Origin of the sequence: Bowdeniella nasicola (assembly GCF_001907295.1) — a bacterium.
GTDB lineage: Bacteria > Actinomycetota > Actinomycetes > Actinomycetales > Actinomycetaceae > Bowdeniella > Bowdeniella nasicola.
Window position 1 is genome coordinate 1 of record NZ_MQVR01000073.1, and the last position, 12,648, is coordinate 12,648.

At 68.2% G+C, this 12,648-nt stretch carries 14 protein-coding genes; 6 read left to right on the forward strand and 8 right to left on the reverse strand.

The genetic code is table 11. The features are described 5' to 3' along the window. Positions 1-151 precede the first annotated feature (151 nt). Entirely contained in the window at positions 152-1,237 is a 1,086-nt protein-coding gene (locus tag BSZ39_RS10405) for an aldo/keto reductase (RefSeq protein ID WP_073717267.1), read from the reverse strand. A gap of 2 nt (positions 1,238-1,239) precedes the next feature. Next, on the reverse strand, positions 1,240-2,529 hold the full coding sequence (locus BSZ39_RS10410) for a DUF4921 family protein (protein ID WP_073717268.1): 1,290 nt from the start codon (positions 2,527-2,529) through the stop codon (positions 1,240-1,242). Between the two features lie 64 nt (positions 2,530-2,593). Here BSZ39_RS10410 and BSZ39_RS10415 point away from each other — a divergent pair, with 64 nt between their 5' ends. The 3 genes from BSZ39_RS10415 (at position 2,594) to BSZ39_RS15100 (ending at position 4,652) form a co-directional block, all read left to right on the forward strand. Beyond that, on the forward strand, positions 2,594-3,793 hold the full coding sequence (locus tag BSZ39_RS10415; protein WP_073717269.1) for an MFS transporter: 1,200 nt from the start codon (positions 2,594-2,596) through the stop codon (positions 3,791-3,793). Between the two features lie 104 nt (positions 3,794-3,897). Continuing rightward, entirely contained in the window at positions 3,898-4,056 is a 159-nt protein-coding gene (locus BSZ39_RS13945) for a hypothetical protein (RefSeq protein WP_158025177.1), read from the forward strand. Beyond that, positions 4,056-4,652 (forward strand): ABC transporter ATP-binding protein, encoded by a 597-nt coding sequence (locus BSZ39_RS15100; protein ID WP_143180501.1) that lies wholly within the window; start codon positions 4,056-4,058, stop codon positions 4,650-4,652. Before BSZ39_RS13945 ends, BSZ39_RS15100 begins: the two co-directional genes overlap by 1 nt. Before the next feature lie 23 nt (positions 4,653-4,675). Here BSZ39_RS15100 and manA read toward each other — a convergent pair whose 3' ends face one another. Then, positions 4,676-5,878, reverse strand: coding sequence for a mannose-6-phosphate isomerase, class I (gene manA / locus BSZ39_RS10430; RefSeq protein ID WP_073717271.1), 1,203 nt, complete (start codon positions 5,876-5,878; stop codon positions 4,676-4,678). Positions 5,879-6,058: 180 nt separating this feature from the next. Here manA and BSZ39_RS10435 point away from each other — a divergent pair, with 180 nt between their 5' ends. From BSZ39_RS10435 to BSZ39_RS10445, 3 genes are read left to right on the forward strand one after another with little or no spacing between them, the layout of a single operon-like run. Further along, a complete protein-coding gene (locus BSZ39_RS10435; RefSeq protein WP_073717272.1) occupies positions 6,059-6,490 on the forward strand; it encodes an Hsp20/alpha crystallin family protein in 432 nt (143 codons plus the stop codon). Positions 6,491-6,509: 19 nt separating this feature from the next. After that, on the forward strand, positions 6,510-6,914 hold the full coding sequence (locus tag BSZ39_RS10440) for a DUF3151 domain-containing protein (protein WP_073717273.1): 405 nt from the start codon (positions 6,510-6,512) through the stop codon (positions 6,912-6,914). Then, complete coding sequence (locus BSZ39_RS10445; RefSeq protein WP_083603246.1) at positions 6,904-8,688, forward strand: alpha-amylase family glycosyl hydrolase; 1,785 nt, start codon at positions 6,904-6,906, stop codon at positions 8,686-8,688. The genes BSZ39_RS10440 and BSZ39_RS10445 overlap by 11 nt, the downstream gene beginning before the upstream one ends. On the opposite strand, the gene BSZ39_RS10450 is transcribed toward BSZ39_RS10445, so the two are convergent. Genes BSZ39_RS10450 through BSZ39_RS10470 form a run of 5 tightly spaced genes read right to left on the reverse strand, consistent with a single transcriptional unit; the run spans position 8,685 to position 12,421 of the window. Further along, positions 8,685-9,089 (reverse strand): hypothetical protein, encoded by a 405-nt coding sequence (locus BSZ39_RS10450; RefSeq protein ID WP_073717275.1) that lies wholly within the window; start codon positions 9,087-9,089, stop codon positions 8,685-8,687. The two genes, BSZ39_RS10445 and BSZ39_RS10450, sit on opposite strands and share 4 nt — an antisense overlap. 7 nt (positions 9,090-9,096) lie before the next feature. Then, positions 9,097-10,029 (reverse strand): ketopantoate reductase family protein, encoded by a 933-nt coding sequence (locus BSZ39_RS10455; protein ID WP_073717276.1) that lies wholly within the window; start codon positions 10,027-10,029, stop codon positions 9,097-9,099. Continuing rightward, complete coding sequence (locus BSZ39_RS10460; protein ID WP_073717277.1) at positions 10,026-11,486, reverse strand: proteasome accessory factor PafA2 family protein; 1,461 nt, start codon at positions 11,484-11,486, stop codon at positions 10,026-10,028. Before BSZ39_RS10460 ends, BSZ39_RS10455 begins: the two co-directional genes overlap by 4 nt. Beyond that, complete coding sequence (locus BSZ39_RS10465) at positions 11,483-11,668, reverse strand: ubiquitin-like protein Pup (RefSeq protein ID WP_073717278.1); 186 nt, start codon at positions 11,666-11,668, stop codon at positions 11,483-11,485. The genes BSZ39_RS10460 and BSZ39_RS10465 overlap by 4 nt, the downstream gene beginning before the upstream one ends. A 9-nt stretch (positions 11,669-11,677) precedes the next feature. After that, entirely contained in the window at positions 11,678-12,421 is a 744-nt protein-coding gene (locus BSZ39_RS10470; RefSeq protein WP_073717279.1) for a proteasome accessory factor PafA2 family protein, read from the reverse strand. Between the last annotated feature and the right edge of the window lie 227 nt (positions 12,422-12,648).

Sequence of the window (12,648 nt, forward strand, 5' to 3'; positions counted from 1 at the left end):
ACAACTATCATCGGCCTCATACCGCCTGTGCAGATCAGCCACCGGCCAGCCGAGTCCACGAACGTGTAGACAACGTCATGACCTCATACACCTAGGGCAGTAACGCGAAGGGGCCGGATGCGCAATGCATCCGGCCCCTTTCGTCGTGCAGTTATGAATCGCGTCCTGCGGTCGACTTCGTCGCCGAATCCCACAGGTTGATGCCCGAGTCGACGGCGAAGCGGTCGATCGCGTCGAGCTCGTCGGACGTGAAGTCGGTGTTCGTGGCGGCGACGAGGTTATCGCGCAGCTGGTCGACGCTCGAGGCGCCGATGAGCGCGGAGGTGACCGTCGCGTCGCCCTGGTCACGCAGCACCCACGCGATCGCGAGCTGCGCGAGGCTCTGGCCGCGCGTGGCGGCGATGTCGTTCAGGCCGCGCACGCGGTCGAGGTTCTCCGTGGTGAGCATGGACTCCGTGAGCGACGTGCCCGCGCGCGAGCCGGTGAGGTTCGCGGCCGGGTTATCGCCCAGGTACTTCGCCGTGAGCATGCCCTGCGCGAGCGGCGAAAACACGATCGTGCCCATGCCGGCCTCGGCGCAGGCAGCCAGCAGCGAGCTACCGGACTCGTCGTCCTCCACCCACCGGTTCAACATCGAGTACGACGGCTGATGGATCGCCAGCGGCGTACCGAGGTCGCGCATGATCTCCTGCGCGCGCAGCGTCTGGTCTGCGCTGTAGGAGGAGATGCCGACGTAGCGGGCCTTGCCGGAGCGCACGATCTGGTCGAGCGTGCGGCAGGTTTCTTCCAGCGGCGTATCTGGGTCGGGGCGGTGGGAGTAGAAAATGTCGACGTAGTCGAGGCCCATGCTGCGCAGCGAATTGTTCAGCGAGCCGAGCAGGTATTTGGCGCTGCCGCCGATCCCGTGGGGGCCAGGGAAGAAGTCCCAGCCGGCCTTCGTCGAGATGACGAGCTCGTCGCGGTAGGGCTTGAGGTCCTCAGCGAAGATGCGGCCGAAATTCTTTTCGGCGCTGCCAAAGGGCGGGCCGTAGTTATTGGCCAGGTCGAAATGGAAGACGCCGTGATCGAAGGCGTAGCGGATGATGTCGCGCTGGATCTGCAGGGGGCGGTCGTCGCCGAAATTCCACCACAATCCCAGGCTGATGCGCGGCAGGACGAGTCCGGTCGCTCCGCTGCGCTTCGTCGGGAGTGCCTCGTGACGGGTATCGGCCGCGCGGTAGGGTTCGGGCCAGCTCATGGTTACTTCTCTTCGGTGTAGGTCAGGGCGCCGCGCTCGCTGCGGCATTCGGGGCCGATCGCGATTGTGGGTGCGATCTGGTCGCGGTTGTCTTCGAGCCGCTGCAGGGCGCGGGCGGCGAGCGTGAACGGGTCGATCGTGTTGACGTTGATCTTCGTGCCGCCCTCAAAGCCCGCGAGGGTGGAGACGCGCCACTTCAGCATGACGCGCCACGGCATCTTCGTCTCGACGTCGGGCGGGCGGTAGTGCCATTCCTCGTTGCTCGCGATTCTTGGGCCGGTCGCGACGTGGCAGGCGTGGATGAGATCCGACATCGCGGCGATCGCGTCGGGATGGTGCTTCCACGGGAAATTGGCCGCGGACTTCGAATAGATCTCGAGCGTCGGGAAGCGGTGGCCGAACCCGGCGAAGGCGATCGCGTGGTTGTTTTCGGCGATGACGAGGCGGTGGGCGATGGCGTAGTCAACGGCGAGGCGGTTATAGATCTCGGGGTCGCGCTCGACCTTTGCGACTTCACGTTCGGCCTGGACGCCGCGTTCGTCGATCGTCACGAGTTGCTTGTGCAGGTGGTCGAAGGAGGCACCGGCGGGGCGGAGCCAGTTTTGGAAGGCCGCGACGTATTTCGCGTCGGGGTATTTGCGGTACAGGTCGCGCATCGTCTCGGCGGTCATCGAGATGTAGTGGCGGTGCTCCTCGAAGCTGAGGGAGCCGGAGCTCGCGAGGTCGGCGCTCGAGGTCGCGCCCTCGGCGTAGTGGCGGCGCGAGACGATGACGTCGTGGCCGGAGGCGAAAAAGGCGTCGGCGAACGAGATGAGGGTGCGCTCGTCGAGGGCGTCGATCTCGTCGTTCGTAAAGCCGGAGGCCCGCAGCTTCGTGCGGACGATGGCGAGGACATGCTCCCAGCCCTCATCCTCGGTGAGGTAGGCGTCGCGGCGGTTGAGGACCTGGCTCGGAATCGTGTAGCCGTAATTGGCTTGCCAGTACTCCAGCGAGAGGATCTCGAACAGGTTGGGGATGCGGCGGAATTCCGCGACCGTGTCAAACAGTTTGGAGGCGGGAACGCTGAGGAGCGTTTGCCAGCTGCCGTCGTCGCCGCGCACGATGCGCGCCTTTTCCGGCGGCGTTTCCAGGTAGCGGCCCGAACAAAACGCGCAGTGCTGGCCCGCGGCTTCGGCGGCGACGGGCACCGGATCGGGGATGGCGACCTCCAGCGGGCGATTGGCTCGGCCCTGGATCGTCCACACCTCCGTTCCCGACAGGGGGTTGATCTGCTTGATCGTGCCGTCTGCCATACGAGTGATGGGTGCGGTCTCGGTCGTTGGGGAATCCACCCTTCTACTCTAGGATGATTCAGCTATGAACGTTGAGCCGCGCGAGAAGATAACGACCCCCGTCGAGATTTGGGTCATGGTGATCGCAGCGTTCGTCATTGCGGTCGGCTACGGCCTCATCGCGCCCGTGCTGCCGCAGTTCGCGCGCTCATTCGACGTCTCGTTCACGGCGGCGACGATCGTCGTGTCGATCTTCGCGGTCTTCCGGCTGCTGTTCGCGCCCGTAGGCGGGCATCTGGCGGACAAACTGGGGGAGCGGCCCGTCTACATCATGGGCGTGCTCATCGTCGCGCTCTCGACGCTCGCCGTGGCGACGGCCAATTCCTACTGGCAGCTCATCGTCTACCGTGGCCTCGGCGGTATCGGCTCGGTGATGTTCACCGTCTCGGCCGCGGCGCTCATCGTGCGGCTCGCGCCGCCCGCGATCCGCGGGCGGGTCTCGTCCTATTACGGCGGGGCGTTCCTGCTCGGCAATATCGTCGGGCCGACTCTTGGCTCGGGCCTCGCGCAGGTCGCGATCTGGGTGCCGTTCGTGTCCTATGGTGTCGCGCTCATCATCGCCGCGGCCGTCGTCGCGATCTTCTTGTCGGGGGCGCGGCTGCGGCCCGAGCCGGGGGCGCCCCAAAAGCCCGCGATGCGGGTCGATGAGGCGTGGCAAGACTCCGCGTTCCGCTCCGCGCTCGGGTCGAGCTTTGCCAATGGGTGGACGAACTTCGGCGTGCGCGTCGCGGTCCTGCCGCTGTTCGCGGACTCGATCTCGACCGAGGGTTGGGTTGCGGGCGTGGCCCTGACGGCGTTTGCCGTCGGCAATGCGTCGATCCTCCTGTTCGCGGGGCGCATCACCGACCGAATCGGGCGCAAGAAACCGATCATCACTGGGCTCGTCATTTCTGGATCGCTGACAGCGGTGCTCGGGATCGCCGATTCGGTCTGGCTGCTCATCGTCCTGTGTGCGCTCGCGGGGCTCGGCTCGGGCATCCTCAACCCGGCACAGCAGGCGACCGTCGCCGATATCGTCGGCCCAGACCGCTCGGCCGGCAAGGTCATCGCGACGTTCATGATGCTCTCCGACCTCGGCGCGATCATCGGCCCGATCCTCGTGGGCCTCATCGTCGATACCGTCGGGTTTGGCCTCGGCTTTGCCCTCACCGGAGCGATGATGCTCGCGGCCGCCGTCGGGTGGCTCGCGGGGCGCGAAACCGCGCCGACTGTTGCCAAATTGTGACCCCGGTCTCATAATGTGACCTAGACGTCAACCTGGAGTTCTTCCGGTGTTAGATTTCCGGGCTAACCGGTAGTGCCTGGTTACCACGTTCTTAGGAGGGGTCGATGTCCCGTCACTCCCAACTCCGATCCGCGATCGCGATCGGCGCCGTAGCCGCCCTCGCGATGAGCGCCTGCGCGACCAAGTCGGGCAGCAAAGAATCCGGCGGCACGCCCGATGGCGGCGATTCCGTCATCACGCTCGCGGCACGACCGACAAGGTGATGAGCCTCGACCCGGCTGGCGCCTACGACAACGGCTCGTTCGCCGTCGGCGGCCCTCAACCCGGTCTATCCGATCGGCTGGCAGTTCGCAGAAATTTTCCGCGCGCATCGCGCGGAGCTGAAACGCCGCGGCTGGACGGACAAGGACTTCACGCGCAAGGCGATGCGGGCGCGCAGCATCGAACTGCTCTCGCGCGTCGGGATTCCCGATCCGGACGAGCGCGTCGACCACTATGCGCACCAGTTCTCCGACGGCCAAAAGCAGCGCATCATCATCGCGATGGCGCTCGCGCTCAACCCGCGCTCATCGTCGCCGACGAGCCGACCAGCGCGCTCGACGTGTCCGTCCAGGCGGCGGTGCTCGACCTGTTCTTGCAGTTGCAGCAGGAGTTTGGGTTCGCCTGCCTGTTCATCTCGCATGACCTGGCCGTGATCGACGAGGTGTCGCATTCGATCGTCGTGATGTACCGCGGCGAGATCCTCGAGCAGGGCGTGGCGCGCGAGGTGCTGCAGCGGCCGACCCACCCGTATACGCAGCGGCTGCTCGCGGCGTTGCCGGTTCCGGATCCGGTGGCGAAGGGTGAGCGGCGCGAGTAGTTCGCGACGCTGCCGCCGCTTGGTTAGGGAACGTCGACCTGGACGAGTGTGCCGGAGCCCTTGGCTTCGATCGCCCCGTCGCCCGCGGGGACGAATACCGCCTGGCCGCAGCGCAGCTGGACGCGCTCGTCGGCCGCATTCCACAGCGTGATCTTGCCGTCGACGCACAGGATCACGCGCGGGCCCAGCCCGCGCACCGGCTGGCGGCCGTGGGTCTCGCGCAACCGCGTGACGTTGAGTTCGAAGTCGTCGACGGGCGCGTAGAAGACCTCGGTGGCGCTGCCGAAGAGTTCGGGCGCGAGGCGGATCGGGGGCGCCGCGACGAAGTCAACGCACTGGAGCATTTCGTCGATATCGACGTGCTTGCTGGTGAGGCCTGCGCGCAAAACGTTATCGGAAGAGGCCATGACCTCGACCGCGAGGCCGGACAGGTAGGCGTGGACGGTGCCGGCCGAGACGAAGAGCGTCTCGCCGCCGCGCAGCGTCACGGGGTTGAGCAGGAGTGCAGCAACGACGCCCGGGTCGCCGGGGTGCTCGTCGTGCAGCATGCCGACGATCGTGTCCGCGCGCGGCGAGGGGGAGGTGGAGGTCGCAAGGCGGTGGGCGCAGGCCTCGGCGATTGCTTTGACGTCCTCGGGGGTGGCGCGGCGCGGCCCGGAGATCAGCAGCGCGAACGCGCGCTTCATGCCCGCCGACGTCGGGTCATCGCGCAGGACCTTGACGAGCCGTTCGGCGAGCGGCACGTCGAGGCCCTCGAGCAGCTCGATCGCGCGGCGCGGGGCGCGAAAACCGCACATCGCCTCGAGGCGCGTGAGGGCGATGACGAGCTCGGGCTTGTGGTTGGGGTCGCGGTAGTTACGCGTCGGGTCATCGAGCGCGATGCCCGCGGCCTCTTCCCGCTTGAAACCCTCGCGCGCCTGCGTGAGGTTCGGGTGGACCTGCAGCGACAGCGGCTTGGCAGGCGCGATGAGCTTCATGAGGAAGGGAAGCGTATCGCCGAACCGGCTCTTCACGTCCTCGCCGAGCGTGCCGACGGGATCGGACTCGATGAGGGTCTTGAGGTTGTCGTGCTCGTCGTGCTCCGGTAGTCCGGCGGGCCCCGTCGGGTGCACACCGAACCACAGTTCGGCGACGGGCTCATCCGTCACCTGTTCGCCCATGAGCCACGGGATTGCGTCGTGTGAACCCCAGTCATAGGGACGGCGAACGCCACTGATGCGGTACATGCAACCTCCATTGGTGAGCCAGCGTGTCCCTAGTGTACGGGGTCGGGTCGCGGGATATCACGCATCCAGGCTGAGTAGCGTCGACTCAACTTTTCGCCTGGGGCGATCACTGCTAGCACTCTCGGTGGGGGAGTGCCAATAATAGAGTCACGACGTTAACCAACTGTGGAGGTGGGCTCAATGGCTACCCGTTATGACCCGTTCCGTGAGATGGAGCGACTGCTGAATGCGAGCGTGCGCCAGGCGCCGTCCTCGCTCGCGATGCCGCTGGACCTGTACCGCGAAGGTGATGCCTTCATCGCGCAGATTGATCTGCCGGGCGTCGACCCCGCGTCGATCGATATCGACGTCGAGGATCGCACGCTGACGATCCGTGCCGAGCGGCGCTCCGTTTCCGGCGAGGACCTCGAATGGCTCACGCGCGAGCGCCCGACCGGCACGTTCGCGCGCCAGATCGGACTCGGCCTCGGCGTCGCGTCGGACAAGATCGAGGCGACCTATGCCGATGGCGTCCTCACGCTGACGATTCCCGTCGCCGAAGAGGCCAAGCCGCGCAAGATTCAGGTCAACCACGCGACTGCGCCGCAGACGATCGAGCACGACGTCGACTAACCGGTGAGACACTGGGGCTATGAGAGAAAACCTGCTCCGCCCCGAACCCACGCTGCTGCCGCCCGACCCGGGTGCGGCCCTTCTCGATGAGGGGGCTGCGCCGGTCGAGGCGGCGCGGCGCTATCCAACGTCCTCGCTCGCCTGGGCGCTACTCGCCGAAGAGGCCCTTGCCGAGGGCGAAGAGGTGCGCGCCTATGCCTATGCGCGCACCGGCTACCACCGCGGGCTCGACGCGCTGCGGCGCGCGGGCTGGCGCGGCGCCGGCCCGGTGCCCTTCGAGCACACGCCCAACCAGGGCTTCTTGCGCGCGCTCATGGCGCTCGGCAAGGCCGCGGGCGCCATCGGTGAGGACGACGAGGCGAGCCGCATCGCCGAATTCCTGACCGACGCTGACCCGAGCCTTTCCACCGGCGATGAGCACTGAACCGAGCTGGGTGCGCGACGCCATCTTCTGGCACGTGTACCCGCTCGGGGCGCTCGGCGCGCCCGATACCCAGGACGGCCCCGAGGTCGTCCACCGGCTGCCGCGCCTAATCGACTGGCTCGATCACCTCGTCACGATCGGCTGTAACGGCCTGCTGCTCGGGCCGATCTTCGCCTCGGCCTCGCACGGCTACGGCACGCTCGATCACTTCCGCATCGACCCGCGGCTGGGAGACCTCGACGATTTCCGCGAGCTCATCGCCGCGTGCACTAAGCGCGGCATCCGCGTCGGACTCGACGGCGTGTTCAACCACGTCGGGCGCGACCTGGAGCTCGCGCGCGACGATGCGACCTTCTTCGAAGGGCACACGGGCCTCGTCGAGCTCGACTATTCCGATCCGGCAATGGCCGACCTCGTCGTCGAGGTCATGGACTACTGGTCGCGCCAGGGCGTCTCATGCTGGCGGCTCGATGCGGCCTATGCGATGGATCCGGCCATCTGGGCGCCGATCCTCGAGCGCGTGCGCGCCTCGCACCCCGACCTGTACGTCTTCGGTGAGGTCATCCACGGCGCTTACGCCGGTATCGTCACGCGCTCCGGGTTCGATTCCGTGACGCAATACGAGCTGTGGAAGGCGACGTGGTCGGCGCTGAACGACCGCAACCTGTTCGAACTCGACCATGCGCTCGGCCGGCATGCCGAGTTGCTGGAGGCGTTCGTGCCGCAGACGTTCATCTCCAATCACGACGTCACGCGGATCGCGTCGCGCCTTGCCGACAGTCGGCACCTGCGGCATGAGGTGGCGCTGCTCGCGCTGCTGCCAGGCACGCCGAGCATCTACTACGGCGACGGGGACGGCTTTACGGGCACGAAGTACGAGCCGCTCGGCGGCGATGCGGAGATTCGGCCGCCGCTGCCCGCCCATCCCGCGGAGCTCTCCGAGCTCGGGCGGCCCGTGCGCGCGCTGTACCAGGAGCTCATCGGCTTTCCGCGGTGCCACCGCTTCTTGCACGATGCGGTGATCACCCGCAGCGAGCTCACCAACGAGACGCTCGCGCTCGAACTGACGTCGCGGGACGGGACGGGACGGGGCGCGTCGTGCTCGCGCTCAACGTCGGCGATGAGCCGGCCACGATCGCGGGGCTGGACGTCGCGCCGCACGACATCGCGTACGCATCATGAGGATCGTGCTCGCCTCCGGCGTCGCCAACGGACGCGCGTTTCGCGACCGCATTCTGTTTCGGCTCGCCGACGGCACATTCCGCGACGCCGAGGGCAAGGTCCATGCTCGCGAGGCGGACCTCACGAACGTGCGCGCGCTCGAGCTGATCGATTCCGAAGCGCTGGCCGACCTCGACGATTCGCTCGACCCGTGGGACTTGCGCCTGCAACTGCGTTCGCTCGGCAATGTCACCGTGACGCGCCAGCTCGAGCGGCCCGGCCCCATCGTGGATGGCGCGGGCGCGGGCGAGCCGGGCGGGTGCATCGACTCGCCGCGCAACCCGTGGTTCGAGCCGACGACGCCGGGGTGCGCCAGCTCGCCGCCGCGCGGCGCTTCGCATCGGGCGAGGAGAGCGATCTCGCGGAGCTCGGCACGGACGTCGGAATCTCCTGCAATGTCGCCGCGTCGCGGCCGCTGCCGGAGACGATCGAGGCCGATAACCGCGACGTGCGCTCGGTGCGGATGGACCGGACGCATTTCCGGCGCGGCGAGCGCGGCTGGGAGGGCGACTGGCGCTCGCGGCGCCCGTCGATCTACCTCAGCCGGATCTAGGCAAACAGCCAGCCGAACGCGCGGCGCATGAGGTCGAGCATCTGAGCCTCGTCGAGCTGCCGCACGTAGGTGTGCGCGGCCGAGAGCGCGCCGGGCAGGGAGGCGGGCTCAGGCAGCGTAAAACCGTCGGGCAGGTCAAGGTCTGCCAGCGGGACGATGATCGCCGGGTCTTCGTGCTCGAGCGAGCCCACCGACGTGAGTGCGACGCCGACGACGGGCGCGGGCTCGTCGTCGATTGTGAGCGCGCCGCCGGTGAACGCGGCCGTGAACGTCTTGGAGCGGGGCGCCTCGAAGCTGGCGGTGACGGTGACTTCCGGGCCGAGGCCGCCGTCGAGGACGAGCGGGGCGCTCATCTCGAATGCGGTCGAGACGGAGGCAAGGCGCGGGGAGAAATCGGTCATGGCTTCCTCACTCTCGGGCGCGGGCGGAGCGCTCGCGCGGTAGCTGGGTGCGGTAAATGAAGGAGTGCGTCGGCACCGGAATACCGAGTTTCGCGGCGCGGGCGACGATGACGCCGTTCTGGTTTGCGAGTTCGCTCGGGGCTCCCGCCGCGAGGTCGCGCTGCATCGAGGAGGTCGCGTCGGCGGCGAAGTGCTCGGTATAGATCGCCATGACCTCTTCCTCGTCGGCGTCGGTAAACGTCACCGCGTGAGCGCGGGCGACGTCGGCGGCCTCGCGGATGGCGGTGCGCACGAGCGTGCGGGTTTCCGACGTGTCGCGGGTTTGCCCGACGGTGGCGTGCGCGGCCGCGCCGATCCCGCCGTAGGAGGCGATGAGCGCGAGTTTCTTCCACAGCGCGCGGTGGATGTCCTCGGCGCGGGTGCACACGATCGGGCTCGCGTCGATCTCGCTGATGAGGTCTGCCAGTCGCGTTGCGTCGGCGGCGATCGCATCAAAGTAGCCCAGGGTGAGGGTGGCGTCGGAGCCGAGCAGTTCGACGGAAAATGGTTCGGGGTGCAGCACGTGGACGACGCACGTGCCCGCGATGACGGGATTATCGGGAAAGAGGCCGCGCGCGATCTCGGGGGCTTCGATCCCGTTTTGCACCGTGATGATCGCGCTGGTGCGCGGGATGCGGCCGGCGAGGCGACCGAGGGCCGCCTCGACCTGCCACGCCTTCGTCGCGATCAGGACCGCGTCGGGGGCAAGGCCCGCGTCGGGGACGCGATCGAGGACACGGATGGGCGAGATCGTGCCGACCTGCTCGCCGCGCGCGAGCCGGATGCTGGTCGCGGGCGTGGTGCCTGGGCGGGTGAGGATCGTGACGTCGTGGCCGGCTTGGGTGAGGCGGGCGGCGAAGTACAGGCCCATCGCACCGGCGCCCACGATGAGGAGTTTCATGGCGTTCTTTCGGGTAGGGCATCCAGCGGCGCGGGACGCGGGGGAGCGGGTTCGGGGGCGGCAGGGCCGAGAGAATCGATCTCGGCGATGAGCGCGGCGACCGCGGGGTCGTGGTCGGTCAGGGGGTCGGGCAGCTCGAGCTGGGGGCGCGGCGGGCGGTCCAGGCGCAGGTGCGCCCACCCGATCGAGGCAGAGCGGCCCGTGCGCTCACATGCCGCGACGAAGGCGCCGCGCAACTGGGCACGGGTATCGGCAGGCGGCGTCATGCGCGCGGCGGCGACCTGCTCCTCGCTCACCCACCTCGCGAGCTGGCCCGCCGTGCGCAGGCCCGCGGCCAGGCCCGTGCGGGCGCTGATGTCGTGGAAGGCGAGGTCGGTGCGCAGCACGCGCGGACCGTCCCATCCGGCCGGTGCGCTAGCGGCGACGTGGCTAAGGACGCGGTGTTTGATCGCCCAGTCGAGCTCGGTCGCCACATCCGCGTAGTCGCCCGTCTCGAGCGCCGCGATGCCGCGGCGAGCGAGATCGAAGGCGCGGGCGGTGAGCTCGTCCGGCGCGAGGTGGTCCGCGATGCGATCGCACACGAGGGTGAGCAGGTCGGGGCAGGAGATGGGATCTCGGCCGCCGGTGCGCTCCGCGCGCGCATTCGGGTCGAGGTTCCAGACGGCAAGGGCGGCGATCGGGTCGGTGAGTTCGACCTCCGCGAGGTCCCAGTCGCCCGCCTCGATGAGGCTCAGGACGGCGTCGGCGAGCATGACCTTGACAGCCGTCGTCGCCTCACACATCGCGCTATCGCCCGCGATGACGTGCAGGCGCCGCCAGCGGGCCCTATCGGCGTGCGGCTCGTCGCGCGTGTTGATGAACGCCCGCTCGCGGGTGGGATCGGCCGAGGTCGCGGCCGTCATATAGGGGGCGCGCGCCGAGTAGAACATGGGCGCGAGCGGGGAGGAGGTCGCGGGGCGGTCCTCGCCGGGGAAGGGTAGCATGCCGGCGCCGGTCAAGATTTGGCGGGCGGCGAGGAAGCCGACGAAGCCCGCCGTCGGTAGCTCGCGGGAGCGGGAGAACTGGTAGTTTTCGTGGCAGCCGAAGGTGTTGCCGCGTGCATCGGCATTGGATTTCAGCAGGTGGATGCGCATCCCGCGGGGTGCGAGGTCGGCGTTCGCGACGGCGAGCATGTCGGCGAGGATGGCATCGCCCGCGCGGTCCTGGGCGAGGACGTCGGCGAGGTGGCGGCATTCGGCGCCCGCGTATTCGGGGTGGGAGCCGATATCGACGTACAGGCGTGCGCCGTTGGGAAGGAAATGGTGGGCGCTGCGATGCCGCTGGGGCGTGTGGCGGAAGATCTCCGTGACGGCGTCCTCGGCGCTAAGCGGCGGCGCGCTGCCGTCGGGCACGGCGCTAAGGTGGGCACTCGCGACGCCGTACTCCGTCTCGATTCCGACGACGCGCGCAAGGCTCATTGGCCGCCCTTTTGCACGAATCCTTGGACGAAGGTGAGGGCGTTGACCTCGAGGACGTCGTCGATATCGGCGAGGACCTGGTCGAGGCCCTGGGCGGCGGGGTTTGGTCCGGCGGGCGTCGGCGGCTCGATCGGGTCGGATGTCTCCTCGTGGGTCACGTCTTTGTGGATGCGGTTAGCCATGATGCCTCCTTAGGTCGTATTGTCCTCGGTTCGCCCCGGCTCTGCATAGACACCTTCGTCCCACGTCGTCGTGACGGGGTCGGCGGGGATCGTGACGCCGAGCGTTGCGAGCGCATCGGCGAGCGTGTCGGTCGCGCTGATCGCGGCCTCGGCCTCGGCGCGGGTCGGGTGGCAGGGGTCGGGCAGCGAGACGCGTAGCAGGTGGGGGCGGTCGATGTCGACGACGAGGGACGTCCAGCCGGCGGCCCAGATCCGGTCGGGATAGGCGGCGAGGAACGCGGCGCGCCCGCCCGCGCGAGTGTCCGCCGGTGCGGTGGTCTCGGCTGCCGCGAGGTCGTCGTCGGCGAAAAAGTTTTTTACGGCGCCGCTGCGTGCGAGGGCCGCGGCGAAGGAGGCGGCCGGGTCGATCATCGAAAACTGTAGGTCGGCGGCCGCGATACGGGGGTCGTCCCAACCGCAGCCGTACTTGGTGCGGAGGCGAGTAAGCAGCTGGTATTTGCCGCACCATTCGATGAGGTGCGCGGCGGCGGCCGGACCGTCGGCGAGCGCCGCGAGGGCCTCGGCCCACAGGCCCAGCATTGCGTGGGTCTCCTCATCGGCGCTCCCGCGGGCTTTACAGGCGGAAAGGAACGCGCGCTGCACGTCGAGGGCGCTCGCGACCCCGCCACCGGCGAGCGGGGCCGCGTGGGTGAGGCTCACGTCGTAGCTGAAGGCGCGCAGCGCCGCGATCGGGTCGGCAAAGGGGCTCTTCACAATCCAGGGTGTAGGTAGCGTTGTTCGGGTTTGCGGCGTGGCGGCTGGTTGAAGGGGTCGAGGTCCTCCGAAGATGAAGGTTTCTACACGCCTGATCTGGAAGACCTCGACGTGCTTGACGTTACCTTCAGTTGCCCTGATTTGACTAGTTTCTGCCTGCTCGACGGGCTCGGGTTGGAGGTGACTGGGCAGTGTGTCGAGTCTGAGCGTGCTGTGTTGGCCTGCCG

Excerpts from the sequence above, each read along its gene's own strand:
- BSZ39_RS10405 (WP_073717267.1), bottom strand. The coding sequence starts at position 1,237 with ATGAGCTGGCCCGAACCCTACCGCGCGGCCGATACCCGTCACGAGGCA.
- BSZ39_RS10410 (WP_073717268.1), bottom strand. The coding sequence starts at position 2,529 with ATGGCAGACGGCACGATCAAGCAGATCAACCCCCTGTCGGGAACGGAG.
- BSZ39_RS10415 (WP_073717269.1), top strand. The coding sequence starts at position 2,594 with ATGAACGTTGAGCCGCGCGAGAAGATAACGACCCCCGTCGAGATTTGG.
- BSZ39_RS13945 (WP_158025177.1), top strand. The coding sequence starts at position 3,898 with ATGTCCCGTCACTCCCAACTCCGATCCGCGATCGCGATCGGCGCCGTA.
- BSZ39_RS15100 (WP_143180501.1), top strand. The coding sequence starts at position 4,056 with ATGAGCCTCGACCCGGCTGGCGCCTACGACAACGGCTCGTTCGCCGTC.
- manA (WP_073717271.1), bottom strand. The coding sequence starts at position 5,878 with ATGTACCGCATCAGTGGCGTTCGCCGTCCCTATGACTGGGGTTCACAC.
- BSZ39_RS10435 (WP_073717272.1), top strand. The coding sequence starts at position 6,059 with ATGGCTACCCGTTATGACCCGTTCCGTGAGATGGAGCGACTGCTGAAT.
- BSZ39_RS10440 (WP_073717273.1), top strand. The coding sequence starts at position 6,510 with ATGAGAGAAAACCTGCTCCGCCCCGAACCCACGCTGCTGCCGCCCGAC.
- BSZ39_RS10445 (WP_083603246.1), top strand. The coding sequence starts at position 6,904 with ATGAGCACTGAACCGAGCTGGGTGCGCGACGCCATCTTCTGGCACGTG.
- BSZ39_RS10450 (WP_073717275.1), bottom strand. The coding sequence starts at position 9,089 with ATGACCGATTTCTCCCCGCGCCTTGCCTCCGTCTCGACCGCATTCGAG.
- BSZ39_RS10455 (WP_073717276.1), bottom strand. The coding sequence starts at position 10,029 with ATGAAACTCCTCATCGTGGGCGCCGGTGCGATGGGCCTGTACTTCGCC.
- BSZ39_RS10460 (WP_073717277.1), bottom strand. The coding sequence starts at position 11,486 with ATGAGCCTTGCGCGCGTCGTCGGAATCGAGACGGAGTACGGCGTCGCG.
- BSZ39_RS10465 (WP_073717278.1), bottom strand. The coding sequence starts at position 11,668 with ATGGCTAACCGCATCCACAAAGACGTGACCCACGAGGAGACATCCGAC.